Raw genomic sequence first — 25,053 nt, forward strand, 5'->3', positions numbered from 1 at the left:
CTTCGCGCTTTCTATGAAAGCATCGACGACTGCAAGGACTACTCGAAAACCGGCAGGGACTCGCCACTCTCCAGCGCTGCATGAACGGCGGCCACGCGGTCCCCGTACGCCTGCCAGGGGAATTGCTCGACGCGCCCACGCGCCCGGTGGCCCATGGTGGCGGCGCGGTCCGGATTCGCCTGCAATTCGGTGAGGGCCGCAGCCAAGCCGTCGGCATCGTAAGCGTCGACGAAAAGCGCTTCCTCTCCGGGTCGTGCGACACTACCGGCGGCCGGCGTGACGATCAGCGGCAGACCCGCGGCCATCGCCTCGTAGGTGACCAGCGCACTGCCCTCCTCCAACGAGGGGAACACAAAAACCGACGCGCGCCGCATCAGTTCGGGCACGTCGCGGCGAAAACCCAACCAGCGGATGTCGGGCCGGTCGCGCCACGGCACCAGATGCGGACGAATGGCCTCTTCTTCGCCACCGGCCAACCACAGTTCACCGTCCAGGCCGGCGCGATCCCACGCATCGAGCAGCGTCGGCACGCCTTTACGCACGCCGATTTGCCCGACGAAAAGCGCGACGAAGCGCTCCGGCGGTTCCCGGCGCGGCGTGATCTTGGTGAAATCGACGCCGAAGGGGCAACGCACGACTTTGCGCAACTCAAAACCGTGCGCGGCGAAACTCTCGTAGCTGTTCGGGCTGGGCGTCAGGACCACGTCGGCCAGTTCGTACTCTTCCCGGCACCGCTCGATGGTTTCGCGGTAGGTCGGCGAATAGTGGATACCGAATCGCGCGTAAGCGTCGACCAAGATATCGGTTTGGGTGAGAATGTGCGTGCTGGCGCGGTCGATCACGAGCTTTTGCCCCGCCGCCTTGGCTTGCCGCGCCGTGCCGGTCGCCTGGCTGTTCCACAGATGCACGACTGAGGAATCCCCGCGTAGCGCCCGGCGGCAAGCGAGGTCGAAGCGTCGATTTTTCAACCAATAAAACGCTTTATCACCCAAGGGGAACAACGCGCGGCGCGGCAGGAAGCGAACGTCGGTAATACGCTCCTCGGGGATATCGCAAGGCCGGTGACCCAGCGCGACCAGGCGTTGCAGTCGCCCGGCGCGTTCGAGCCCGGCCACGGCGTGGTAGGCGGTGTTGCCGATACCGCCCCCGGCCAGCAACGAGGCGATAGCATAGAAGGATTTCATGGCCCTCTTTGTACCGCACGGCGAGCCGCGACGGTAGCCTCGCGGTGTTGAAGCGTCGCGGCGGCTGTGCCATTGTTTCGGGGATCATGTCTCGCCAACCAACCGACGGTGTGCCCGCCACGCCCCCGCTGCTGCGCTCGATTGGGCTGATTGCCTTGGCGGTTTCCTTCGCCGTGCGCCTGTTTTACCTATTCATGGGTGAATTCAACGAAGACGAAATGAACACCCTGCAGATGGCGTGGCAGTTCGCAAACGGTGTGGTGCCTTACCTGGACACCGCCGGTTTCAGGCCGCCGTGGTCCTTTTTCATTTTGCGACCGCTGTTCGCGTTCTTTGACCGTCCGACGCACATCATTTGGGCGGCGCGGGCGATGCAGCTCGCTCTCTCGGCGGCGGGGCTGGGTTTCTATTTCCTTTTCGTCGACCGCTTGGCGGGCCGTCGCGCTGCTTGGTGGTCGTTGATTGCCGTGTCCTGTTTCGATTTCTTCGTCGTTCGCACGACGCAGGTGCGCGCCGAACCGTTGTTGCTGCTTCTGCTGTTCGCCGCGCTGTACCTTTTTGCGCGCTGGCGGGCCGATGCCGGTCGCTTGCCCGCGGTATTCTTCGCCGGGCTGCTGCTGGGCGCGGCCGTGGTCACGAAGTACTCCGCGCCCTTCGTCGCGTTGGCGCCGGGCGTGGTGCTTGTTATCGACGCCTTCACGCGCCGCGGTCGCCGTCGGGAGAGCCTCTTCGCCGCGTTGCTGCTCGCCGGGGGCGCCGTCGTGGCGATTGTAGGTACGATGATGCTGGCGAGCGGCGGCCGTTGGTTCGCGGCGCTGAAACACATTTGGCTCATCGCGCACGGCTTGCGGATTACTGAAGGCCAACACGGCACGAATTGGTTTGTGCTCAGCACCTTCATCACCAATCCCTTGTTCTGGATGTTGGCCGTCGTGGGCTTTGTGTACGGCCACGTTCGCCTGGCGGTACTTTGGCGACGCCGTCAGCCGGCCTGGCCCGTGGGCCTGCTGTTGTTGCTCGGCTGGTTCAGCCTGGCGATGATCTTGGTCCGAAAGAGCCTGTTTCAGCAGGATTTGATCCTGCCGGGACTGTTGCTGACGCCGCTTGCCGCGATGCTCCTGGTGCGGCGGATCCCTCTCCCACTAACTTCGCCACGCCGTCGTGGCGGCGCCGTGGCGATTCTCGTCGCCGTGATGCTGGTGGTTCCTCTCCTTGGAGGGGTCGCGTACGAGCGCTTCACGACGCAACGCACGATCGGGTATTACACAGAAGTCGTGGCGCATTTCTGGAACGCCAGAACGCCGCCGGCCAAGCGCGTGGCCGTCGACACGGAGCAGTTCCTGGCGTTTCTCGAGGGCGAGCACGACTGGATTCATTACTACCCCGTTCGCTCGTTCCGGCAATCGCTCGCCCTGACCAAGCGCATTAGTGAACTGACCGACCCCGGTGAGTACGTGCTGAGCCAAGCCGGTCACGGCATCGTTCGACCGGAGCCCTTGCGCGTAATCAAGACTCAGGTGGTCGCCGATTTGTTGAAGTTCGACCCAAAAGGAAGCCACGCGTTGTGCCGCGCACTGCGGCCCTTCATGCCCGGCATGTGCGATCCCACGTTCACGCCCGGCCGCCGCGCTTTAACGGCGCTGGAACAGCACCCGCCAAGGCTTATCGTGTTCAGTTACGCGGTGGCGGACCTAGTCGCCAAACAGCCGGAAACCCGCGCCTGGGTGGCCGAGAATTATCGCGTCTGGTTCGAGCCGGCGACGCTGACGTTCTTCGGCAAGCCGCGGGAACCTTAACGAAAAAAGCCCGGCGCGAGGCCGGGCTTGGATCAGTGTGATTATCCCGCGATCTAGTTCACAACGGGCAACTGCTGATCGAACACGCAGCTACTCTCCACGCCCTCTTGGTTGAGGGGCCACGCGCCGCCTTCTTCGTCGAGCAGTTCGTCGTAGTAATACACGCGCAGGAAGCCGTCGTCCCAGCATTCGGAGAAGTTGACCTGCACGATTTCCGGCACACCCGGATAGTCATCGTTCATCGCGGGCAGGTCGCCGTCGGTTACCGCGACGTCGCAACGGCCGGGGCCGTCGGTTTGCCAGCGGGTGTTGAACCAAAAATGCTCGACGTCCGCATACTGCGCGCCGTGGTATTCCTCGAAGTTGACGTCGGCCCACACATCAAACAAGAACTCGCCGGAGCCGTCCGCGTTTTCGAGATAGTCATAGGTGCCGTTGACGGGTTGGGCGTCGTCTTCTTCCAGGTCCAAGAGATTGATGTAGGTGATCTGTATGCTGCGCCCGGTGGTCAACGTATCGTACGCGACCTCGATGCCGCCGCTGAGGTTGACGGTCGGATCCAACGCGTAGGCGGCGTCGAAATCGACGTCGTAGGTGCCGATGCCGCGGCGTTCGGTGTCGGCGGATTCCTCGATGTTACCGTCCCATACGACGATAAAATCTTCGTCGTCGTTCGAATTTTTCGGACGCCAGTCCAAATGGTAGGTGTAACTGTCGCCGCCGGTCGAGACCATGGTGAATTTCCAGTCGTGGGCCTCCAGGCCGGTGCCGTCCACCGGTCCCCATACGGCCGTGGTGCCGTCGAAGGTCGTGGGCGGATAGCTGGCGATTTCGTCGATAATCGACAGGAACCACAGAATGTACTCGTTGGTTTCGCGAGTCATATCGACGGTATCGTCGTAGAACTCAGCGAGTTCGCCGAGCGCTTGGGGAGTGATTTTTTCATCACCCGGTAGGGTTAGGGTCATGGTTTCCTTGTCGGGCAAGGCACCGATGAAATCTTCATATCCACCGGGAATGTCGTCATCGCCGCTTCCCGGATAGGTGTCGTCATCGTCGTCGTCGTCGGCTTCATCATCGCCGCCGCACGCCCAGGCGAAAACCAGGGGCATAACCAAAATCAAGCACCAAATCATTGACTTACGATTGATCAGTTGCATCTTGTTATCTCCCTTTTTCGGCCACCGTTTCACGGTAGACACAACCTTTTCGCTCGCGGTTCAGAGTTCTATTTCGTTTTCCGGCTCGATTTGCTCCATCTCGCGAACCACGCCGGTGCGGAAAGCCTCGTCCAGGAGGTAAATCGTCACCTGGGTCTCGGTGCCCACGCGATCCAACTCCGGCGGTAATTCGGCCAAGCCATGCACGTCGATCAAATCGCGCAGGCCGCTGCCCGGCGTCCGGCGCAAATCAAAACGCAGCACATCGACGCTATCGGCGCGCTGGCTGACGCCGACCCACTGCGTGACACCGACTTGCTTTTCGACTTCCTGATTGATTTTGCCGTGAATCACCGGCGACTCATTGGGCTCCTGCCGCAGCAGGCGACGAATGATCGGGCGCACATAGATTTCGAAGCAGATCATCGCGGCCACCGGCCGGCCGGGTAGTCCCAAATAGACGGCGTTATCCAGCACGCCGCCGATCATCGATTTGCCCGGACGTTGCGCGACGCTGTCAAAAAGAAGTTCGACGCCCAAATCGGCGGCGACGCGGGCCATCAAATCGAAATCGCCTTTGCCCGATCCGCCGGTGCTGAGCACGACGTCGCATTCCGAAAAGGCCTGCCGCATCACGCCGGTAAGGTGCGGCGCGTTGTCGCCGACGATGCCGTAGTAACGCGGCACGCCGCCGGCCAGCTTGATTTGTTCGGCCAACATCGGCGGGCTCGATGCCGGGATCTGCCCGTGTTCCAGAGGGTGGCCGGGCGCCACCAATTCGTTCCCGGTGGCGATGATGCCCACGGTGGGCCGCGGCCGCACGTGGACGGAATCGACGCCGGCCGACGCGGCCAAGGACAACGTCACCGGAGTAACCCGGGCGCCGCGTTCGAGCAGCGTTTCACCGCTATCCCAGTACTCGGCGCGCGGCTGCACATTGTGGCCCGGTGCGACCGCTTCGGTCATGCTGAGCACGTCCCCATTCACGTTTGCGTGCTCCACAGCCACGACGGCGTCGGCGCCGGCCGGTAACGCTGCGCCGGTCATGATTTTGTCGGCTCGTTCTTCTTCCAGCGGCCGCAGAAAAAGCGTGCCGGCCGGGATCATTTCGCGGACGCGCAGCGGCACGGGCGCTGTGGGGGCAGCGGTGCGCGTCGCGTCGCCGGCGATCGCGTAGCCGTCTTTCAAGGCGCTGTCGAAAGGCGGGTTAGGGATGACGGTGGTTAAGTCTTCGGCCAAAGTCAGACCGATGGCCTCGGTGAGCGGCACTTCGGCGCGGCGCAAATCATGCAAGTGCGCTAGCAACAAGTCGAGAGCTTGCCTGGGTGTCATGTGGTGTTCACCTGTTTCTGCGGTCAGGACCGACAAAGGCTATCCTCGTCTTCGCCGGGCGATGAGTTTTCCACCACGGGCCGATCGCGGTGGGTGTCTACGACGCATAAGAAGCCGAACGGTTCGTCGAAATTGTTGCGCAATTGGTGCGAGGCGCCCGGCGGCACGTAGGCGACGTCGCCGAAATGCAGCGTCTGCCAGGTGTCACCGATCAGCAGTTCGCCTTCGCCGCGCAGCACGACGATGACGTGCTCGTGTTGGTGGTGTTCGCGGGATGTGAAACCGTCGCTGCCGATCTCGAAATACCGGACATGAAAAGTCGTATTCTCGCCACGCATACCGGCCAGATTAACCCGCCGCACGTTACGGAAATGGTCGCCGGCCGGCTTGTATTCCGCGTCCGGAACGTCTTCCCATCGAAAGCCCTGCAAACGACGCAAAATGACCGGTATCTGCGGAATTCGACTCACGTTTCCCCCTTGCTGCGTTTGTAGAGTATGGTTTGACAAGGCACCGTGCAAGTGTAAATATCCACTCGCCTCGGATTGGGATGATATGGGTGTTTTTCTATGGCTTATCGAATACGTAGCTTGATCCTGACGTGCTTTTTTCTCGTCGGGATCGGCGCTTGCACACAGTCTTGCGATCGAGCCGAGTCATCCACTCCTACCGTCACCCCACCCCCTTCCAAACACGTTTGCGATGCTCTATGCGAGGACGCCTGCATCAACATTTCGCGCGATGCTTGCACCTTCGACACCTCATCCTCATGCGTGGCCCAGTGCGTGCCCAGTTGCGAGCAAGGTGAGTCGAATCCCGCCGTCCAAGCCTGCCAAGGGCCGGCGGCGGATATGCTTTTTCGAGACAGTAAACCCCTCGCGACCAAGTCTGGAGGAAAGCCATGACGACGTTTGCAGACGTACCCGGTGACACCAAAGTATTTATGAACGGAGAATTCATCAATTGGGAAGACGCCACCGTGCACGTAATGACACACGCCCTGCACTACGGCTCCAGCGTCTTTGAAGGCATTCGCTGCTACAAGACGCCCAAAGGCCCTGCGGTCTTCCGCTTCCACGAGCACATGAAACGCCTCTACAACTCGGCCAAGATGTATCGAATGACACCGGAAATTCCGGTAGCCGAACTCAGCGAAAACGTTCTGGAAGTGATCCGACTCAACAATTTCGAGGAATGCTACATTCGGCCGATCGTCTTCCGCGGCACCGGCCCCTTCGGCGTCAGCCCGATGAACAACTCCATCGACATCGCCGTTTGCTGTTGGCTTTGGGGTTCTTACCTCGGGCCCGAAGCGCTGGAAAACGGCGTCAACGTGCACGTGTCGAGTTGGAACCGCCTCGCCCCCAACACCATGCCGGCGCTGGCCAAATGCGGCGCGAACTACGCCAACGGCCAATTGATCAAGATGGAAGCGCTGTTGAACGGTTACGCCGAAGGCATCGCCCTGGATGTCTATGGCTACGTCTCCGAAGGCAGCGGCGAGAATATCTTCATCGTCCAGGGCAATACGCTGACCACCACGCCGCTGGGCAACTCGGTGCTACCCGGCATCACCCGCGACTCGGTTATGACCCTGGCCCGCGAAGCCGGCTACCAAGTGCTCGAAGCGCCGATGCCGCGCGAAATGCTCTACATCGCCGACGAAGTGTTCTTCACCGGCACGGCGGCCGAAATCACGCCGCTTGCCAACATCGACCAAATCCAGATCGGCGCGGGCAAACGCGGACCGGTCGTCAAGGACCTGCAAGAGCGCTTCTTCGCGGTCATCGACGGCGACGCGGAAGATAAATACGGCTGGCTGACTTTCGTATAGCACCGGCTTTCCAACACGGCGCACAGCGCACATTGGAACAGGGCGGAATACATGATCGGTACCATCATCCTTTGGCTGGTGGCGATCGTCGCGATAGCGATGATGGCCTTGTACGTGGCGGGTCGCCTGTTGTTTCGGAAGCAACCGCTCGCGGATCAAATCCTCTTCGCCCTCACCGACGACGACCGCATGGTGGCCATCTGGCGCTTCCTGCCCAAAGGCGACACGCCGAAGAAAATCCCGGTGATCCTGCAGCACGGCCTGGGCGCCAATCACCTTAATTTCGACATGCACGAAGAGGTCAGCCTGTGCCGTTATCTGGCGGCGCGAGGTTACGACGTCTTTGCGCCCGACCTACGCAGCGGCGGGCTTTCTCTGCCGCGAAAATGGGGCGCCATCGATCGCTGGAACATCCGCTTCGAACATTTCGTCGAGCAGGACCTGCCCGCGGTGTTCGCGGAAATCCAACGCGCCACCGGTCGCAAGAAGGTCCACTATGTGGGGCATTCGATGGGCGGGTTGATCGGCTACGCACTGGCCGAAGGGGAGTACGGCAAACGCATGCAAAGCCTGACCGCCGTCGCGGGACCGGCGATCTTCGGCCACATGCAACAGTTTCGCTCGCTGCTGCCGCTGCGCCCCTTAATGAGACCCTTCAAGGTGATCCATCAACGCCTCTGGACGACGATCATCGCCCTGCCCGCTTATCTGTGGCCGCGATTCGCCGGCACCAACCTGGTGAATCCGGAAAACGTGACGGGGAAAACCGTCGCCATCGCCGCAGTGAACGCCCTGGAAAACATGCCGCGCGATTTGCTTCTTCAGTTCGCCCAGTGGGTGGAGCATCGCCAATGGGGCAGCGAGCGCGAGGAACCCTACGAGGAATTACTCGACCGCATCACGTGCCCCATCTACTGCCTGGGCGGGCCGGTCGATCACTTCTGCCCGCCGGGCGCCAACGAGAGCATCGTGGACCGTGTAAGCAGCCGCAAGAAACAATACCGCATGTTCTCGCGGGCCAACGGTGATTTGGCCGACTACGGCCACGGCGATTTGATCATCGGCATCACCGCGCCGCGGGAGATTTTTACCTCGATTCTCGCATGGTTGCAGGACAACGAATAAACCTTCGCCGTTTGCAACTACCGCAAAAGATTGCTAATCAGATTTGCCGTCACTACCGGTGAGGAGAATTCGTGAATCACAAGACCCCCAGTGTGCTCGACTTAATCGGCAACACGCCGCTGGTCGAGGTGCGCCGGCTGAACCCGAAGCCGGGCCGGGTCAAAATCATGGCCAAGCTGGAGGGCGCAAATCCGGGCGGTTCGATCAAAGACCGCGTGGCGCTATCGATGATCGAAGGGGCGGAGCGCGACGGCCGCCTGCGGCCCGGCATGACGGTGTTGGAAGCCACCAGCGGCAACACGGGCATCGGCATCGCCATGGTCTGCGCGGTCAAGGGCTACGGCTGCTTGCTGGTGATGAGCGAAGGCGTGTCGATCGAACGGCGGAAAATCCTGGCCGCATACGGCGCCGAATTCCTGCTCACGCCGGCCGAGCTGGCCACCGACGGCGCGATCGAAAAAGTCTACGAAATGGAACGCGAGGACGGCGGCGGCACCTACTGCCTGGTCGATCAGTACAACAACGACGCCAACCCCATGGCGCACTACCGGGGCACGGGGCCGGAAATCTGGCGGCAGACCGACGGCGAAATTACGCACTTCGTGGCGGCGTTGGGCACGACAGGCACGATCATGGGCCACTCGCGCTTCTTCCGCGAAAAGAACCCCGCCATCCGCATCATTGCCGCCGAGCCGAATATCAGCCACAAAATTCAGGGACTTAAGAGCTTGAAGGCGTCGTACGTTCCGGGTATTTGGAACAAGCAGGCGGTCGACGAAAAACACGTCGTCAGTGATGATGACGCCTACGCGATGACCCGCCGTTTGGCCCGCGAGGAGGGCATCCTTTGCGGCATGTCCAGCGGCGCGGCGATGCATGTGGCGGTGCAGGCGGCGCAAGAAGTTGACCGCGGTGTGATCGTGGTGATCCTCCCCGACGGCGGCGAGCGCTACTTGTCGACCGACCTGTTCCGCGTGCCGCAGGAGTGACGACGTGAAGCTGAAAAACGTCCTGACCCGTCGCAAAACCGTTTTCAAGCCGCTCGAACCGGGCGTGGTGAAGATGTACACCGACGGCCCGACCGTTGACGCGCATGTACACCTCGGCCTGGCGCGGCGGATCGTCGTCAACGACCTGCTCAAGCGAACGCTGATCGCCAAGGGCTACCGGGTCGTGCATGTGATGAACATCACCGACCTGGACGACCGCACCATCGCCGCCAGCGCGGAAGTCGGCGAGGAAATCCAGCCTTATACCCGGCGTTTCGAAGAAGCCTTTTTCGAAGACATGGCCGCGCTCGGCTGCCTGCCGGCCGACCACACGCCACGCACCAGCGACCACATCGAGCCGATGCTCGAACTGACGCAGAAACTCATCGACGCCGGCTACTGCTACGAAATGCTGCGCAACGTGTATTTCGACGTGAGCAAGCTGCGAAGCTACGGTTGCCTGTCAGGCGTGAAGACCGACAAGATTCGCGTCGGCGCCACCGTCGATTTGGACGACTACGAAAAAGACGACCCGCGCGATTTCGTCGTCTTCAAGCGCTGCGACCTGTCGGAAATGCGGCGCGGCATCGGCGTGAAATCCAAGTGGGGCAACGTGCGCCCCGGCTGGCACGTGCAATGCGCCGCGATGAGCACTCATTACCTGGGCATGCGTTTCGACATCCACGCCTCGACCAAGGACCTGGCCTTCCCGCACCACGAAAACGAAATCGCGTTGATCTCCGCCCTCACCGGCCAACCGCCCGCCCATACCTGGGTGCACAGCGGGCTCGTGTACGCGGGGGGCAAGAAAATGACCGCCTTCTCCGGCAACGTCAAAACCGTGCGGGAATTGATCGAGGCCGGCTACCCCGGGCGACTGCTGCGCCATTGGATGCTCAGCGTCCAATACGGCCAGGCGTTGCACTTCAGCGACGAAGCCCTCGAGAAATCCAAAATTGCCCTGGCGCGCTTGGACTCCTTCGTGCGTCACCTCAAGCACGTGCGCGGAGCCAAACGTCACCCCGCCGTGCTGTCCCTGGCCGTCAAAACCGAGAATGAATTCTTCGCCGCGATGTTCGACAACATGAACGTCTCGGTCGCGTTGGCGGCGCTGCACGACTTCCAGCGCAAGATCAACTCGCTGCTGGCCGATGAGCCCCTGGCTCGCGCCGACGCCCGCGACATCCTGGCCACCCTCTACCGCATCGACGCCCTGCTGGGTATCTTCGAATTCGCCGACGACGACATCGACCGCGAGATCGAAGACCTGTTGCAGAAACGCGAAAGAGCCCGCGCCTCCGGCGATTATGAAGCCGCCGACGCGATTCGCGACGAGTTGGCCCGCCGCGGTTTCGAGATTGCCGACACCCCCGCCGGTCCGCGCATTCGCCCCCTCGTTTAGCCCTTTACCGGCTCGTCATACGGGCGTCATTCGCATTTGCGGAAGCGTCGTAACTGGCCTACAATTTCCGTTCTGAATTTGGTGGATCAAACTGCAATGAAAGGGGTCCTCATGCGTTACGGGAAGATTGCCTTTTTGTTCGTGTTGGTATTGGTGGTGAGCGCCGGGTTCGCCCTTGCTGAGATGGAGATCAAGACACCGGATCTGCCTGCTGCCGAATTGGCCAAGGTGGATAGCGGCGAAATCTACTTCCGCAGCGAAGCCAAAAAAGACGCCGAAGGCAAAGTGTCCGGCGGCGGCTTGGCGGTGGGCTACTTCAAAGCGCCGAAAGACAAGATTATCGACACGATCCTGAAATACGAAGACTATCCGCAGTTCATGCCGCAGGTTAGTGAAACCGAAGTGAACCACTCCGGCAATGAGCACAACGTCAAGTTCACCATCAAGGTTTTCCTGTTTACGATTCGATACTACATGACCCATACCGTTGATCGCGAAGCCGGCACCGTGCGCTTCACGCTCGACAAAAGCAAAGAGAACGACATCGTCGGCACTGATGGCTATTGGGCCCTCAAGCCGTACAAAGAAGGCTTTCTCGTCTATTACTACGCCGATGTCGATACCGGCTTGAAAGTCCCGTCCAAGGTGCAGGAATTCCTGACTAAGCGCAGCCTGCCCAAAGTCGTCAAAGCCATGAAAAAGCGCGTCGGAGGCTGATCCATTACGATGTCCGCAGCCCGCTTTCATGTCGTGCTCGTGACGCCCTACGGCACGATCGCCAGCGGGCCGCGGCTCTTGGCTGCCGTGCTCAAACGCGCCGGCTTTAGCTGCGATGTCATTTTCTTCAACCGCTGGATCAACAACGGCGTGCGTATGCCCGACCGGCGGGAAATCGATATCCTTCTCGACACGATCGCCGCACGGAAACCGAACCTGGTCGGCCTCAGTTTCGGCTCCCCCTATCTCGCCTGGGCGCGATGGGTGTTGGCCGAAGTGCGCGACCGACTCGGCGTGCCGACCGTCGCCGGCGGCATTCACCCGACGTTGAAACCGGCGGATTTGCACGGCCACGCTGATTTCGTAGCCGTGGGCGAAGGAGAGGCGCTTCTCGTTGAACTCGCCACCGCTTTGCGCGACGGCGGCGACCCCACCGATATAGCGGGCCTGCATGTGCGCCAGGGATTGCGGACGATTGAAAACCCGGTCAGCCCGCTGATCGACGACTTAGATACCCTGCCTTTCCGCGATTTCGGCGATGAGGGGAAGATGACCCAGTACGGGCGGCGCGTCGTGCCCGGCGACCCCCTGCGCCGCGAACGTTGGCTGCGGGTGCATGCCAGCCGCGGCTGCCCATTCGCCTGCGCCTATTGCTATAACGCCAGCCTGAAAAAAGTGTACGGCGCGCAGGGCAATCGACATCGCATTCACAGCGTCGATTGGACGATCGCCGAGGTGTGCTACTTGCTGAAGGTGCTGCCCGCCGTGCGCCGCATCACCTTCGACGACGACACGTTCATCTTTCCGCAACGCTGGCTCGACGAGTTCTGTCGCCGGTGGCCGGAGGAAGTGGGCCTGCCTTTCGACATCCTCGCCCATCCGCAGGCGGTCACGGAATCGCACCTGACGCAGTTGAGGAAGGTGGGATTGGTAGGCGTACAGGTCGGTATTCAAGCGGCAAGCCGCGCCGAAGCCGCCGACCTATATGAGCGCACCGGTTTGGACAAAACCGTTGCCTTCGCCCACGCCTGTCGCGATCTGGGAATCGACGCGGTCTACGATCTGATACTCGATAATCCGCAGAGTGGCGACGCCGACCGCGAGGAACTGCTCGATTTGCTCGAACAAATGCCCAAGCCGTACCGCTTGTTTTTGTACAGCTTGAACATCTTTCCGCAAACCGGTATCGAAGACAGCCTGGCTGCGCCGCCCGAAGCCGTTGAAGGCCGCAGCATGCGTAGCCTGCGTCAATTCCGCTTGACCTTGGCGTGGCCGCGCCCGGCGAAAGAGTCGCTGTTTGCGGCGCTGATCAGCTTGGCCGGGCACCGGGGCGTGCGCTACTCCTGGATCCGCCGCGCGTGGGCCAGTGAGCGCTTGCGTCGCAACCCGCGCCCGGTCGTCGCCCTGGCATACGGACTGGGCTGGTTTCGCCTGGGAGTCATGGCGCTGCGTATGCTGTGGCGCGGTGAACTGACAGGCTATAAGATTCGTGAATACGCCAATCCGAAAAGGCTGTTGACCCAGTGATAAAGCTGCCTCAATTCTCGACATGGCAAATCCTCACGGCGATCGTGTTTTTCGTCGTGTTGCTGGTGCAACTGCAGATTATGGACGTGGGCATCAACCTGGCCGACGAGGGCTTGGTGGTCGAAGGCGCGCGGCAGTATGCGGCCGGAACGTACCAGCCCGACGTCTTCGCGCATTACAGCAGCCGCTACGCGGTGGAAAGCAAGGCACTGGCGGCCGGCAACAGCTTGCTGACGCTGCGCATTTTGTGGGCACTGTTGCGCGCGGCCACCGCGGCGCTGATCTTTGCCATCGTGGCCTACATGGTCTCGGAGAACGCCGCGTTCCCGATGGTGCTGCTCTTTCTTGCGGCACCGGGCCCGTGGCACAAAGCCTGGATACCCTTCCTCACGCTTGTGGTGATGGCGGCGTTTCTTTACTTTCGGCACCGACCCCTGCAAAGCAAGGCGATCCTGCTCGGCGCCTTGTGCGGTTTGACGTTCGCGATCCACCCTTACACTGGCCTTTTGTTGTTCCCGGTCGTGGCTATTGCAGCCTTTCGCGGCGTGGCGGCGGCGCCCGGACACCCCGGGCGATGGCAAGCCCCGTTGTTCGTTACGTCCGGTTTTATCCTCATCGGCTTTGGGCTGGCCTGGTGGGCGCGAAAAGTGGCGTGGAGCGCCTTTTTCGTGCGGCATTGGGCGATTGCCAAGAGCGACTGGCTCGGTGTTCAGGAATTTTTCTGGAGCTTGATAACGGGCGCCGAACGCGGATTGTTTTTTGCTAGTTTCTTCGATGTCGCCCTCATTCTGCTCGCGGTCGCTTTCTATCTGTACTGGCGTCGACCGCAGTGGCTGCTGGAGGGTTGGGCCGTCGACCTGCTCGGCATCGCGCTGATCGCCGCGGCCGGGTTGCTCAAAGTGCTGGCGCGTTTCGACGAAAGCCACTTCCTGCAAAACTGGCCGCCGTTTCTGGTACTCGCGGGCGTACTGGGTGGATGGACGCTGAAACACGTCAAGGGCAAATGGCCGCGTATCGCCGTCGGTCTCCTGGCGATCTGGATGCTTGGCTTCGTGTGGTGGGCGCTGGAAAAACCCGACTACTACATCGGCGGCCCCGGCATGAGCCGCGGTCGCGAGATGACGCTCGACAACGATTTCGCGCCGATGCAAGTCACGCGGAACGAAAAAAAGGAAATCGAAGCGGTCGTCGCCGCCACCCACGCTCTAGCCCCCGCGCCGGACGACCCCATTTTCGTCGTGCCCTTTGCGCCGATGTTTTACGCACTGGCCGATCGCCCGAACGTCGTGCCCCTCGTCCTTTTCGACCGCCCGGAAAACCTGCTCGGCATCAGCGAGGAACGCATTCTCGAACTCCTGCAAGCCCGACCGCCCCGCGCGGTGATTGAAGAGCGGGTCGTCACCGACGGCAAAAGCCGCAACCGTTTGCGCGGCGTTCTACCCCGGGTGACGGATTGGCTGGAAAAAAATTACCGGCCCCGCGAAGAGGCCGGCAACTTCGTTATTTACGGTCGGATTGAGGATCAGCCGCAGCCGCCATCGGTGTCATCATCATCGTCGCCGTCGGCGTCGTCATCGTCACCGGTAGCGTCGTCATCCGACGCATCGTCGTCACCGGCAGTGTCGTCATCGTCACCGGTAGTGTCGTCATCGTCACCGATTGCCCCCGGTGGCTCGTAGTCGCCCGGGTCGAGAGACTCGCCGGGCGTCAGCGCCGCCGCATCGAAACCGAAGCTCCGTTCCAACGTGGCCTTTTCCTCCCCGGCAATGATTCCGCCCAAGGATTTGAAGACTTCATTCGCGTACCAGATGTGCCCCGCGTCGTTGGGGTGGATGTCGTCGTAAAGGAATTCGTCGATCATCACCTCGGGGCTCACCGACCCCATAATATCGGCGAGAATCAGGTACGGGATGTCGCTGAATTCGACCCGCATGTTGCCGAAAATGGTCGTCATCAGTTGCCGCACCATGGGGATCAAGTCTTCGCCGTTGACCTCAGCCCACAATTCGCTGTTGGCGAACACCGGATAGACGAGATACACCAGGTCGGCATCCGGATTGGCCGCGTGTACCGCCGCCGCGATTTCCTCGATGTCGCCCTTGATTTCGTTGAACACCGGCGGGAACGTCGCCAGGGCGAGAAGCAGGTCGGCGAGTTCAAAAGGCGGATCGCCGAAATGGTCGAGCAGATCGTTGCCGCCCAAGGTGAAGGTAATCACATCCGCGTCGGCAATGGCCGGCAGCAGGTTGTCGTCGAAGTAGCCCTCGGGCGCGCCGGGCACCCACTCGCGGGCTAGGCTGCCGGCAATCGACTGGTTGTCCAATTCCGCGTCGGCGAAATCGCCCAGGTAGTTCGTCACGTGTTGAGGGTACGGCACATCGGAACCGACCACGCCGTTGGAATCGCCGAAGGCCACGACCTTCACGTCGCCTTCCACCACGGCGAAGGGCAAACGCAGGCTGCGGTTGTTGGTCACGCATTCGTGGGTACCGCCTACGTCCAAATGCAACAAATAGCGGCCCGGCCCCACATCGCTGAACTCGAACCCGCCGCCGCCCGCCGTGACCGACTCGGCGTAATTCGTATGACCGAACAAGATGACGTCCACGCCGTCGACCCCTTGGTCGGGACCGCTGAAATCTTGCTCGTACAAGGAAATCGAATTGGCGTCGGCGTCGAAGTAAATCGCGCCTTGCAGATCATCGGCCGACACTACCGCCGCCGTGACACAAACCCACACCACAATAAGGAAAACGTTTCGCGCTTGCCGCATGAAAAGACCCTCCCGTCACTCGAGTCGATTCAACACGCGGCCTTGCGTCGCGTGTTTTTGATTTTCAGTAAGATGCAATCTCTGCCATGCCGTGTCAAACTGCTCAATAGGGCAGGGAAATAGGACAATTCCGCCCAACCGCGTTTGGTATTTTGTCGCATCTTCTGCTAGGTTGAATGCCCATTGGCTCGGAGAACCGAAATGAAGTATGTCCTTTTTATCTTGCTTTCCCTGCTCGTCGCCTTCGCCCTTGTCGCTTGCGGCGATGATGACGACGACGATGACTCCGTGGCGACCGACGACGATGACGATGACGACGACGATGACTCCGTGGCGACCGACGACGATGACGATGACGACGACGATGACGACAACGACGACGATGACAACGACGATGATAATGACGACGACGATGACGACAACGACACCACGCCGCCGTTGGATTGCGCGGGCGGCCTCGACCATCTCTACGAGTGCGAAATCGCCGTTCCGGGTGATGGCAGCGCGTTTACCGCCTCCGAAGCACTAAGCGATTGCCAAGACAACGTCGTCTACGATTACGCCACGTGGGGCTGCATCTTGGATTGCGCGGACCAGCTTGCCGGCGACTGCAGCGATTGGATCGACAACATGCTCTGCGTGCCCCTGTGCTTGTTCCACTCCGGACCCGTGCCCGATGATTGCGTGCCCGCCTACCCCGACGCGCGCACCTGCGGACACCGCGGGGCCACGCTGTACGCACCCGAAAACACCATTCCGGCCTTCGAAATGGCCATCGAGCAAGGCGCGTCGATGGTCGAAGTCGACGTGCGCCACACCCTCGACGGGTACTTGGTCTGCATGCATGACGACACCGTCGACCGCACTACCGACGGAACAGGACGAGTGGAAGACATGACGCTGGCCGAGATCCAAGCCCTCACCATCGATGACAGCAACTACGACGACGCCTACCCCGAATTGCGCATACCGACCTTCGCCGAAGCGCTGGCGGCCATCGACGACGGCGGCGTCATGGTAGATATCGACGCCAAGACCGACCGCATCGATTTGGTCGTGCAGGCCGTGGACGACGCGGCCATGACCGATCGCGTTGTTGCCTATTGCGGCGGTCAGGGCGAAGTCGACGCGTACCTGGCCGAAGATCCGGATTTCCCCGTGATGCCCGGGGCGGATACGCCGGACGAAGTGTATTTCTACTTGGCCAATTACGACTTGTCCTACCTTGAATTCACGGCGGCGTCAGCTTCACCCGATGCCATCGCCGCAGTGCACGCGGCGGGCGTGATCGCGTTTCAGGACGCGTTGGGTTTTGGTGATTTGATTTTCCTGCTGGGTTCGCTGGAAGGTTGGCTCGACATGCTGACCAACGGCATCGATATTATTCAAACCGACCTGCCGCACGTGCTCACACCCTTTATTGATGCGGTGTGCGAGTAGCGTCTAGCGCACCAAATGGCTGACGGGAACGATCTGAACGCCCTGCGCCATGAGCTTGGGCATGACTTCCTTCAACGCAATGAACGTATTCTGGAAAGGGTGGCCGATGCCGATCGCCTGGCCCTGCGCCTGAGCGATGCGCCCCAATAGTTCCACCTGCCGCCGCACCGAGGGCAGGTCCGGCCGCACATCGAGAAACACATTGCGCGCCGCGCTACGTATTCCGAACTGCTGCGCCACGCGATACGCCTTGGAATCGCCGATGGTCACCGAATCAATAAAAAACAAGTTTCGCTTTTTCAGCGGCTCGAGCGCGGTTCGCATCTTCGCGGCGTTGCGCGTGAAGGCGCTGCCCATATGGTTGTTCATGCCTTTGACGTAGGGCACGATCGCGAGGTTCTGCTCCACGGTTCGCAACACGTCTTCCTCGCTCATGTTCAGCGTCAGCTTGCCGCGACCGGGGTCGTGGTCAGTCGAGTTGATGGGTTCCATCGGTTGGTGAAGCATGATTTCGAAACCCTTTTCATGAGCCAGTTTCGCGGTCTCGGTCGAGGTCGGCCCAAAAGGCAGCACACTGAGGTTGATCTGCGCCGGCAGCGTCAAGAAGAGATGATCGATGACCGCGCGAAAGCCGATGTCGTCGATAATCACCGCCACCCGCGGCGGGCCTTTGTATTTGACGGTCGGCAGCGAGTCAAAGTCGATCTTGCCGGGATCGTCCGGTAGATACGCCAACAACACTTTGGCGCCTTCCGGCAACTCCTGCGTGGCTTTGGTAAACCACATGCGATGCGTGTTGATGCCGTCGACATAGACTTCGATCGTGTAGGTCTTTTCGTCCGAACTGCCTTCGTTGAATTCGAGTTTGACGTTTTCCTGCTTCATGCCGCGGTGGGAGCGCATGGTCGCCAGCAGTTCGCTGATACTGAAGTCGCCCGGAATCCAAACATCCCAGTAGCGAAACCGAAAGCGGTGCGATCCGACTTCCGTGTCTTGCGTATGCCGGGTGAGAAAATGGTCCTTGGATAGGCCCACGTCGAGGAAACAACCCTTGGCAATGTCCGTGACGCGTTCGAGTCGCGCCACAAAATCGTCATCGTATTCCGCCGCGCCGCCGACGCCGTTCGTCTGAGCCGCCGCCGGGAGGATCTGCCCCAGCCAACCGTTTGCGGCGGCGAATACCAGTGAGGAAAGCCCGATGAAAAGCACGAAGCCCGCCAGCGCGATCCCGAGGCGCAGATGGTCCGGCTGCCCGGCGAGCAGGCGCCCCCAACGATCGAGCCACGATGACCGGTGGCGGTCCAGCATGCGAATCAGTTCTTGTTACTGGCGGCTTTCATGAAGACCGGCCAGGCTTTGAGCACCTTGAGCGCCATATCCAACTGCGGGTCGTCCGATTTTTTATCCTCGTCCAACGTCACCGAGGGCGGAACGCCCGGCGCGTCCGGCGTGTCATTGACTTCTTCGTCGGCGCCTTCGAGGTGTCCGTCCAGATCGGCTTCGCGCAGCATCCGCGGTTTGTCTTTTCCGACGCCGGCCGTTTCGTCCCCCGGTACGGCGAGGTCGGGTTCAATTCCCTTGGCCTGAATTTCCCGGCCGTTGGGCGTGAAGTATTTGGCAGTCGTCAACTTCAGGCCGCTGCCGTCGGGCATCGGGACGATCGTCTGCACGGAGCCTTTGCCGAAGCTGCGCTCCCCGATCAAAATCGCCCGGTGCTGGTCTTGCAGACACCCCGCGACGATTTCCGACGCACTAGCGCTTCCCGCGTTGATCAGCATGGTCAGCGGTACGGACGTGACGGTACCGGCGCGGGTCGCTTTGATCACGTTTTGCATATCCTCGTCGCGCCCTCGCGTGTAAACGATGAGGCCGTCGTCGACAAACAGGTCCGACACTCCCGCCGCCTGATCGAGCAGACCGCCGGGGTTGTTTCGCAAATCCAGGACGAGTCCCTTCAACCCGCCTTCGGTCTTATCCAGTTCCAGCACGGCTTTTTTGAGTTCCTGGGTGGCGTTGCGGGTAAACTGCGAGAGTTTGACGTATCCGTACCCGGGTTCGAGCTCGCGGTACTTGACGACCTTGACGGTAATCGGCGCCCGGGTGATTTCGACTTCCTTCGAATCGGCCCAACCCTTGCGCCAGATGTTGATTTTCACCGAACTGCCCGCCGGGCCGCGCAGTTTTTTCACAGCTTCAAAAATCGTGATGTTGCGCGTCGACTCGCCGTCGATCTTGACGATGTAGTCGCCCGGCGCCAAACCGGCGTTGGCCGCCGGCGTGCCGTCGATGGGGCTGATGATCATGATATAGCTGTCGCGGATCGTGATTTCGATGCCCAGGCCTTCAAACTTGCCGCGGGTGTCGATATCCAATTCGCGCATGGCTTCCGGGCGCAAAAAAGCGCTGTGCGGGTCCAGTCGGGAAAGCATTCCCTCCAGGGCGGAATACACGATCTCCGAGGGAGACAATTCTTCGACGTACTTGCTGTGCACAATCACCAACGCGTCGGTGAAGATGCGCAGCGGGCCGCTCATTTGGGCCGCGAAACTGCTGGCTGTTTGAGCCGCGACGGCACCGCCGATCAACATCAACATGGTGGCAACGGCAATGATCATTTTCATTTTTCGGGGCATGGATTCCTCCGCAAAGCGAATCGATTAGGGTGTCGCTCGCAGCCAGAGCAAGGGGTCGACGGCCACCCCTTTCCGGCGTATCTCGAAATGTAACACCGATCGTCCCAACAGGCTGGACGATCCAATGGTGCCGACCACTTCGCCCTGGTATACCGTGTCGCCCCGAGCGCGGGCGAAACTTCCCAGGTGGGCATAAAGGCTGTGAAAACGCTGACCGTGGTCGACGATCAGCACGCGCCCATAACCCAAGAACTCACCGATGTAGCGGACCATACCGTCGGCCACGGCTCGCACCGGCGTTCCGGTCGGGGCGGCGATATCAATGCCGTTGGATCGTGTCTCGGTGCCGAACTGCTCATGCATGCGGCGCCCGAAGTACCCAACGATCGGCCCGTGAACCGGACTTGGTAGATACCCTCTGTGTTGGGCGAAGTCAAGGCGCAAGGGTCGATCCGCCCGGGGGACGGGAGTTTGATCGGGGATTGCCGCGACGGTCTGGCCCAGTGCGGCGTCTTGCCGAACCAAATCGCGCGACAAACGTGCGGCCAGCGCTTTATCGCGGCGAATTTCGGTCAATAGGTACATTTTCTTGCGTTTTTCCACCTCGATGTTGACCGCAGCCTGATTCTCTTGTTCCCGCAACACCATCAAATGGGCGCGCCGGCGCTCCAAGTCGCGGCGCTTCCGGCGTATCGCCAGAAGCTGCGTCCGGTGAGTCGCCAGCGCTTCGGCATCCATCTCCACGATCTGCTGCAAGGCGCGGTACCGCCGCAGAAACGTGCGAAAAGAATCGCTGGTCAACAACACCTTCCAGAAACCGCCGCGTCCCATTCGATACAAAGCGGCCAATCGCCGTCCCAAGCGGGCGGCGCGAATCGGCATTTGCGTCTGCAAGCGCTCGATCTGCGCGGCGTCGCCGGCCATCTGACGGCGAACTTCCTCCAGGCCGGAGCCGATTTTCGCCAGATTTTTCTCGTGCTGGTAACGAAGATGGTCGATGGCGTAAAGCTGCCGCAGGAGACTGCGTTCGGCACTCATCGCGGCCCGCATTTTGGCCGTTTCCGCGGCCAGGCGCCGTTCCACTTCCGGATCCGCGGCGAACGCCTCCGCCGCCGCCATCAGCGCGACCAAAAGGATCACGGCAAGTCGAAAAAACCGTCTCATACCCGTAAAAACCGCCTCGTGGAAAGATACGAAGCCACTAGGCCGATCGCCCCGCCCAGCGCTAGAACCGCCACCACTACCGTCCACCCCGGCCAAATCAAGTTGACGCCGCCGAGCAACCAGTCGCGTATGGAATCACCCCGGCTCACGCGGTGCAGAATATAGCGATACAGGCCATAGCAAAGCCCCAACGCCAAAAGCGAACCGACAACGCCCTGGAACACGCCCTCGGCGAGCAAAGGCCCGCGAATGAAGCCTTTTGTGGCGCCCACCAAGCGGTAAATGCCGATTTCATCGCGCCGCCGGTAGATCGCCAAACGAATCGTATTGGCCACCAGCAGACCTGCCGCCAGCGACAAAAACAGACCCATCACGAGGGCCAAGGCCCAGGTATAGCGAATAAAACGGCTGAGTCGATCGATCCAGCGGCGGCCGTCATCGACCTCCACCACGCCGGGAAGCTGCGCCACGCGGCCCGCGAAATCGTCCATGGCCACCCGATTGTCAAAACCGCGATGCAGGATGATTTCCAGACTCGGCGGCAGCGGGTTTTCGCCCAACTCGCGCACGACGTCGGCGACTTCCGGCAACTCCTCGGCGAAACGTTTCAGCGCCATTTCGCTGGTCACCAGCGTCACCGATTTCACTTCGGGCATTTGGCCAATGCGCGCCACCGCTCCGTCGATCTGACCCTGAGACGCATCGATGGAGATGTACGCCACGACCTCGACCTCGCCCACGAAAGCGTCGACCAGCGCGCCGAGGTTGACGGCCAGCAAGCTGAATACAAGCGGTATCGACACCGCCAGCCCGACCGCCAGGATCGTGGTGATATTCGCGCCGAGGTCGGCTCGGATATTGCGCGCGCTACGGGATACGAACTGCTCGATCGCGCTTTTCATAGCCGGCGACCTCCCTCGGTGAGAGCGTTGACCAATTTGCCGCGGTCCAGCCGCAGGACGCGCTCCGCGTGGCGTTCCACCAACTCCTCGTCGTGGGAGGCGACGATGACCGTGGCGCCGCGCAGTTTGATTTGCGAAAGCAGTTCGATGATCTGCCGGCTCATGCTCGCGTCGAGGTTGCCGGTGGGTTCGTCGGCCAGCACGATCGCCGGCTCGTTGACCAAGGCGCGCGCAATGGCGACCCGCTGCTGCTCGCCGCCGGAGAGGCCCGCGGGCCACTCGTCCATCTTGGTCTGCATACCCACGTGCACGAGGATCTCCATCACCTTTTTGCGAAGTAAATCACGAGGCGTGCCCAGCACCTCCAATGCCATCGCCACGTTTTCGAACACGGTGCGGTCCTCGAGCAAGCGGAATTCCTGAAAGACAACGCCGATATTGCGCCGCAGATAGGGAATCGACGATTCGCGCAGCTTGGCGATATTCCGCCCCGCGACCAGCACCTGTCCTTCGGTCGGCGTTTCGGCAACGTAGATCATGCGCAGGAAGGTCGTCTTACCCGCTCCGGACGGCCCGGTGAGAAAGACCATCTCGGCTTTGCCGATGTTTACCGATACGTCATCGAGCGCCACGACGCCGCGGCCGTATTTTTTGCTGACGCGATGAAATCGAATCATGTCGCCTTCCCGTGTTGGGCCGACTCGGCCCGCCCGCGGTCATGGTGTGGCTATTGTGCCAAAAAAAACGGACTCTGGAAGTCCCAGAGTCCGTATCTCGATACGTACCAAAATCGTATCTATTTCTTCTTCTTCTTCTTTCCGAATTTCTTGGGTTTCTTGGCCTTTTTCACTTTCTTCTTGCCGAACTTCGCCGGGGGCGGAGCCGCCTCGTCTTTACCCGAGGTCACTTTGACTTTCGCCGTTGCCTGCAAGCCACCATAGGTCGCGGTCACGCCGGTGACGCCGATGCCCTTGGCCTTGACTTTGCCGCCACCGCTAATCGAGGCGACGCTGGAATTGGCAATGGAGAATTTCGGGCTCTTGCCGGCAATCAGCTTGCCTTTTTGGTCCAACACTTTCGCGCTGAAAGCGCCGCCTGCGCCCTCTTTGAGAGCCAACACGCCTGGGGCGATCGTCACTTTCGCAGGAATCTGGACCGTCACGGCTGCCGTCGCGGTGAAATCACCGGACATGGCGCTAACCGTGGCTTTGCCGGTGCCGACCGCCGCCACGGTGCCGTTGGCGACCGTCGCCACAGTGGCGTCGCTGGTCTGCCACTTCACGGCGTTCTTGGAGTCGACCACGTTTCCGTCTTTGTCTTTAAATACGGCCGACAGTTGCGCGGTGGCGCCCTTGTCCTCGAGCTTCACCGCTTTTTTGTTCAAATCCATACTGGCCGCACCGCCGCCGCACGCGACGACCAAAAAAGCCAGTGCCAAAATCGGCATGATTACTTTCATCCACTTCATTGCCACTTTCCTCCTTTGTGAAGGGTGTCACCCCACACGGTTCGGGAAAACGGTGTTTTCCCCCGCCCGAAATGAAAAACAGTTAGTAACTGCACAGAATCCGTTGATAAATACGTTAGGAAAATAAAAGACTTCCCACCGAGCGTTGTCAAGGCCTTGCGAGATTTTCTCTCGCTGGACAAGTCGGCGAAAATTCGCATAGAATCGCCGTCCTGAGGCGAAGAGATGGTCCGTCGGATCGGACCGCGTCGCGCCGGAGTACCCGGTTCTTGGAGTGAACTCAAGCAGGAGCGGATTCTGCGTACGCGTATTTTCATAGCGGTGTGTGTATTAATTGCCGGCATGGCCTTGTGCCAATGCGGCGGCAAACAACAAGAAACCGCCCCCAAAACGCCGACACCCCAAAACGCCGAAGAAGCGAAAACTCCCCAACTTATCGCCGCCCCGGCTAATCCTCAATCAATCGCCGACGATAGTCAGGAAGGCTTTCGCGTCACGATCGACAAGGCGCTGTTGTTCGATCCGCGCATGGGGCCGATCAACGCCAAGCTCTCCAGCGATGTCGGCGTACATTTGCTGGTCACCGGCCGCATTCGCAATGAAACCGGGCGCCTCCTGCACCGTGCCAAGATCTACGCCACCGTGATGGCCACGTTTTCCGAACGCACCGAGATCGAACGCCACAGCGGCGGCCTCGGGTTCTCGCCACGCGTGACGAGTCTGGATCCATGGCGCCCCGACACGGAACGCTCCTTCACGTGCCTGACCCGCCCCCTCGACCCGATCTACCTGGAATTGGTACCCGAAAAAATTCGCGCCGCCCTCACGCTGACCGCCCACGACCCCTTGACCTATCGCTTTCGCGGCGAGGTCGAAAAAATGTCGATCAGTTGGGATCCGGTCCTAGGCATGGCTGCCGAGGGCGAAGCCTTCATCACCGGTGACGGCGACGCGGTCTGCGCTCCCCTGCTACGCCGGTGCCCGGTTACCGAAGGCCGGAGCGTGGCCGTGCTCTACCAGCGCGGCACGGCGTTCAAGGTGATTGACGAGGAGAAGAGGTTGCTTTGGCTGCGGCACGATCAGCTTCGTTTCACGAGCGAACCGCAAAAGGCCAAGAACGACTCTCCGGCAACGCCCAGTTTTCCGGTGCGGACGATGTTGCCGCACGATTTGGAGTTCGACGTCACCAACGTGGCCGAGTATGAAACGCATCCGGATATCAAAACCAAAGGAAAGGTGTTTGTCGTCGGCGTGCGCCTGACCAACCGTGGTGAGCGCCCGGTGCGGACTCCGCGGGCCACGTCCTTCGTGCTCGACCTAGCCGGCGGCGCCTATGCCGAAGCGGTCGTGCCCCGCAATCGAGGGGACAATATCTATCGTTCCACGACCCTAAAGCCGCAAGACGTGATGCGCGCTTCGCTCTTTTTCGTCAAAGGCGACAGTGAGTGGGATTTTCCCTTCGAACTCGAACTTCATGAACGCGGCGCGGCCCCGGCTCGCTGGCCGCTCTTCCCGGTTCTGCTGGCCGCGCAACAAAGCAACGGCAAATAAGCGCCCGCCCGCTTTGCGCTGCTCCTTCGGCCCGGTATGATGCAAACCTGAAACGA

General features: G+C 60.8%; 20 protein-coding genes. 9 read left to right on the plus strand and 11 right to left on the minus strand.

The features are described 5' to 3' along the window. Positions 1–38 precede the first annotated feature (38 nt). Positions 39–1,184 carry a glycosyltransferase family 4 protein gene (locus P9L99_17205; protein MDP8225102.1) on the minus strand — a complete coding sequence of 382 codons (1,146 nt, stop codon included), beginning with the start codon at positions 1,182–1,184 and terminating at the stop codon, positions 39–41. 8 nt (positions 1,185–1,192) lie between these two features. Here P9L99_17205 and P9L99_17210 point away from each other — a divergent pair, with 8 nt between their 5' ends. Continuing rightward, positions 1,193–2,980: a glycosyltransferase family 39 protein gene (locus P9L99_17210; protein ID MDP8225103.1), complete on the plus strand. Its 1,788-nt coding sequence runs from the start codon at positions 1,193–1,195 to the stop codon at positions 2,978–2,980. 53 nt (positions 2,981–3,033) lie between these two features. Here P9L99_17210 and P9L99_17215 read toward each other — a convergent pair whose 3' ends face one another. Genes P9L99_17215 through P9L99_17225 form a run of 3 tightly spaced genes read right to left on the minus strand, consistent with a single transcriptional unit; the run spans position 3,034 to position 5,942 of the window. Then, the gene (locus P9L99_17215) at positions 3,034–4,140 is read right to left on the minus strand and encodes a hypothetical protein (GenBank protein MDP8225104.1); all 1,107 of its coding nucleotides are present in this window, start codon (positions 4,138–4,140) and stop codon (positions 3,034–3,036) included. Between the two features lie 60 nt (positions 4,141–4,200). Next, positions 4,201–5,472 carry a molybdopterin molybdotransferase MoeA gene (locus tag P9L99_17220; GenBank protein MDP8225105.1) on the minus strand — a complete coding sequence of 424 codons (1,272 nt, stop codon included), beginning with the start codon at positions 5,470–5,472 and terminating at the stop codon, positions 4,201–4,203. 23 nt (positions 5,473–5,495) lie between these two features. Then, positions 5,496–5,942 (minus strand): cupin domain-containing protein, encoded by a 447-nt coding sequence (locus P9L99_17225; GenBank protein MDP8225106.1) that lies wholly within the window; start codon positions 5,940–5,942, stop codon positions 5,496–5,498. A gap of 431 nt (positions 5,943–6,373) precedes the next feature. Here P9L99_17225 and P9L99_17230 point away from each other — a divergent pair, with 431 nt between their 5' ends. The 6 genes from P9L99_17230 to P9L99_17255 all read left to right on the plus strand — a co-directional run bounded on the left by P9L99_17230 (position 6,374) and on the right by P9L99_17255 (position 13,066). Beyond that, positions 6,374–7,306 carry a branched-chain amino acid transaminase gene (locus P9L99_17230; protein MDP8225107.1) on the plus strand — a complete coding sequence of 311 codons (933 nt, stop codon included), beginning with the start codon at positions 6,374–6,376 and terminating at the stop codon, positions 7,304–7,306. Positions 7,307–7,357: 51 nt separating this feature from the next. Next, a complete protein-coding gene (locus tag P9L99_17235; protein MDP8225108.1) occupies positions 7,358–8,431 on the plus strand; it encodes an alpha/beta fold hydrolase in 1,074 nt (357 codons plus the stop codon). Between the two features lie 71 nt (positions 8,432–8,502). Further along, positions 8,503–9,420, plus strand: coding sequence for a cysteine synthase family protein (locus P9L99_17240; protein MDP8225109.1), 918 nt, complete (start codon positions 8,503–8,505; stop codon positions 9,418–9,420). Between the two features lie 4 nt (positions 9,421–9,424). Next, the gene (gene cysS / locus P9L99_17245) at positions 9,425–10,822 is read left to right on the plus strand and encodes a cysteine--tRNA ligase (GenBank protein MDP8225110.1); all 1,398 of its coding nucleotides are present in this window, start codon (positions 9,425–9,427) and stop codon (positions 10,820–10,822) included. A 111-nt stretch (positions 10,823–10,933) separates the two neighbouring features. After that, positions 10,934–11,539 (plus strand): hypothetical protein, encoded by a 606-nt coding sequence (locus tag P9L99_17250; protein MDP8225111.1) that lies wholly within the window; start codon positions 10,934–10,936, stop codon positions 11,537–11,539. 9 nt (positions 11,540–11,548) lie between these two features. Continuing rightward, complete coding sequence (locus P9L99_17255) at positions 11,549–13,066, plus strand: radical SAM protein (GenBank protein MDP8225112.1); 1,518 nt, start codon at positions 11,549–11,551, stop codon at positions 13,064–13,066. Between the two features lie 1,522 nt (positions 13,067–14,588). Here P9L99_17255 and P9L99_17260 read toward each other — a convergent pair. Further along, positions 14,589–15,839: an SGNH/GDSL hydrolase family protein gene (locus P9L99_17260; protein ID MDP8225113.1), complete on the minus strand. Its 1,251-nt coding sequence runs from the start codon at positions 15,837–15,839 to the stop codon at positions 14,589–14,591. A 201-nt stretch (positions 15,840–16,040) separates the two neighbouring features. On the opposite strand from P9L99_17260, the gene P9L99_17265 reads away from it, so the two are divergent. Continuing rightward, positions 16,041–17,279, plus strand: a complete 1,239-nt coding sequence (locus tag P9L99_17265) for a glycerophosphodiester phosphodiesterase family protein (protein ID MDP8225114.1) — start codon at positions 16,041–16,043, stop codon at positions 17,277–17,279. Positions 17,280–17,282: 3 nt separating this feature from the next. Here the strand turns inward: P9L99_17265 and P9L99_17270 are convergent, their stop codons facing one another. The 6 genes from P9L99_17270 to P9L99_17295 all read right to left on the minus strand — a co-directional run bounded on the left by P9L99_17270 (position 17,283) and on the right by P9L99_17295 (position 23,446). Then, positions 17,283–18,587 carry a divergent polysaccharide deacetylase family protein gene (locus P9L99_17270; GenBank protein MDP8225115.1) on the minus strand — a complete coding sequence of 435 codons (1,305 nt, stop codon included), beginning with the start codon at positions 18,585–18,587 and terminating at the stop codon, positions 17,283–17,285. A gap of 5 nt (positions 18,588–18,592) precedes the next feature. Then, the gene (locus P9L99_17275; protein ID MDP8225116.1) at positions 18,593–19,912 is read right to left on the minus strand and encodes a S41 family peptidase; all 1,320 of its coding nucleotides are present in this window, start codon (positions 19,910–19,912) and stop codon (positions 18,593–18,595) included. Between the two features lie 24 nt (positions 19,913–19,936). Next, the gene (locus P9L99_17280; GenBank protein ID MDP8225117.1) at positions 19,937–21,076 is read right to left on the minus strand and encodes a peptidoglycan DD-metalloendopeptidase family protein; all 1,140 of its coding nucleotides are present in this window, start codon (positions 21,074–21,076) and stop codon (positions 19,937–19,939) included. Beyond that, positions 21,073–21,978 carry a permease-like cell division protein FtsX gene (locus tag P9L99_17285; protein ID MDP8225118.1) on the minus strand — a complete coding sequence of 302 codons (906 nt, stop codon included), beginning with the start codon at positions 21,976–21,978 and terminating at the stop codon, positions 21,073–21,075. The genes P9L99_17280 and P9L99_17285 overlap by 4 nt, the downstream gene beginning before the upstream one ends. Continuing rightward, complete coding sequence (ftsE, locus tag P9L99_17290) at positions 21,975–22,655, minus strand: cell division ATP-binding protein FtsE (protein ID MDP8225119.1); 681 nt, start codon at positions 22,653–22,655, stop codon at positions 21,975–21,977. The genes P9L99_17285 and ftsE overlap by 4 nt, the downstream gene beginning before the upstream one ends. Before the next feature lie 119 nt (positions 22,656–22,774). After that, positions 22,775–23,446: an Ig-like domain-containing protein gene (locus P9L99_17295; protein MDP8225120.1), complete on the minus strand. Its 672-nt coding sequence runs from the start codon at positions 23,444–23,446 to the stop codon at positions 22,775–22,777. A 225-nt stretch (positions 23,447–23,671) separates the two neighbouring features. Here P9L99_17295 and P9L99_17300 point away from each other — a divergent pair, with 225 nt between their 5' ends. Beyond that, positions 23,672–24,997, plus strand: coding sequence for a hypothetical protein (locus tag P9L99_17300; protein MDP8225121.1), 1,326 nt, complete (start codon positions 23,672–23,674; stop codon positions 24,995–24,997). Positions 24,998–25,053 lie beyond the last annotated feature (56 nt).

This window comes from Candidatus Lernaella stagnicola, assembly GCA_030765525.1.
GTDB lineage: Bacteria > Lernaellota > Lernaellaia > Lernaellales > Lernaellaceae > Lernaella > Lernaella stagnicola.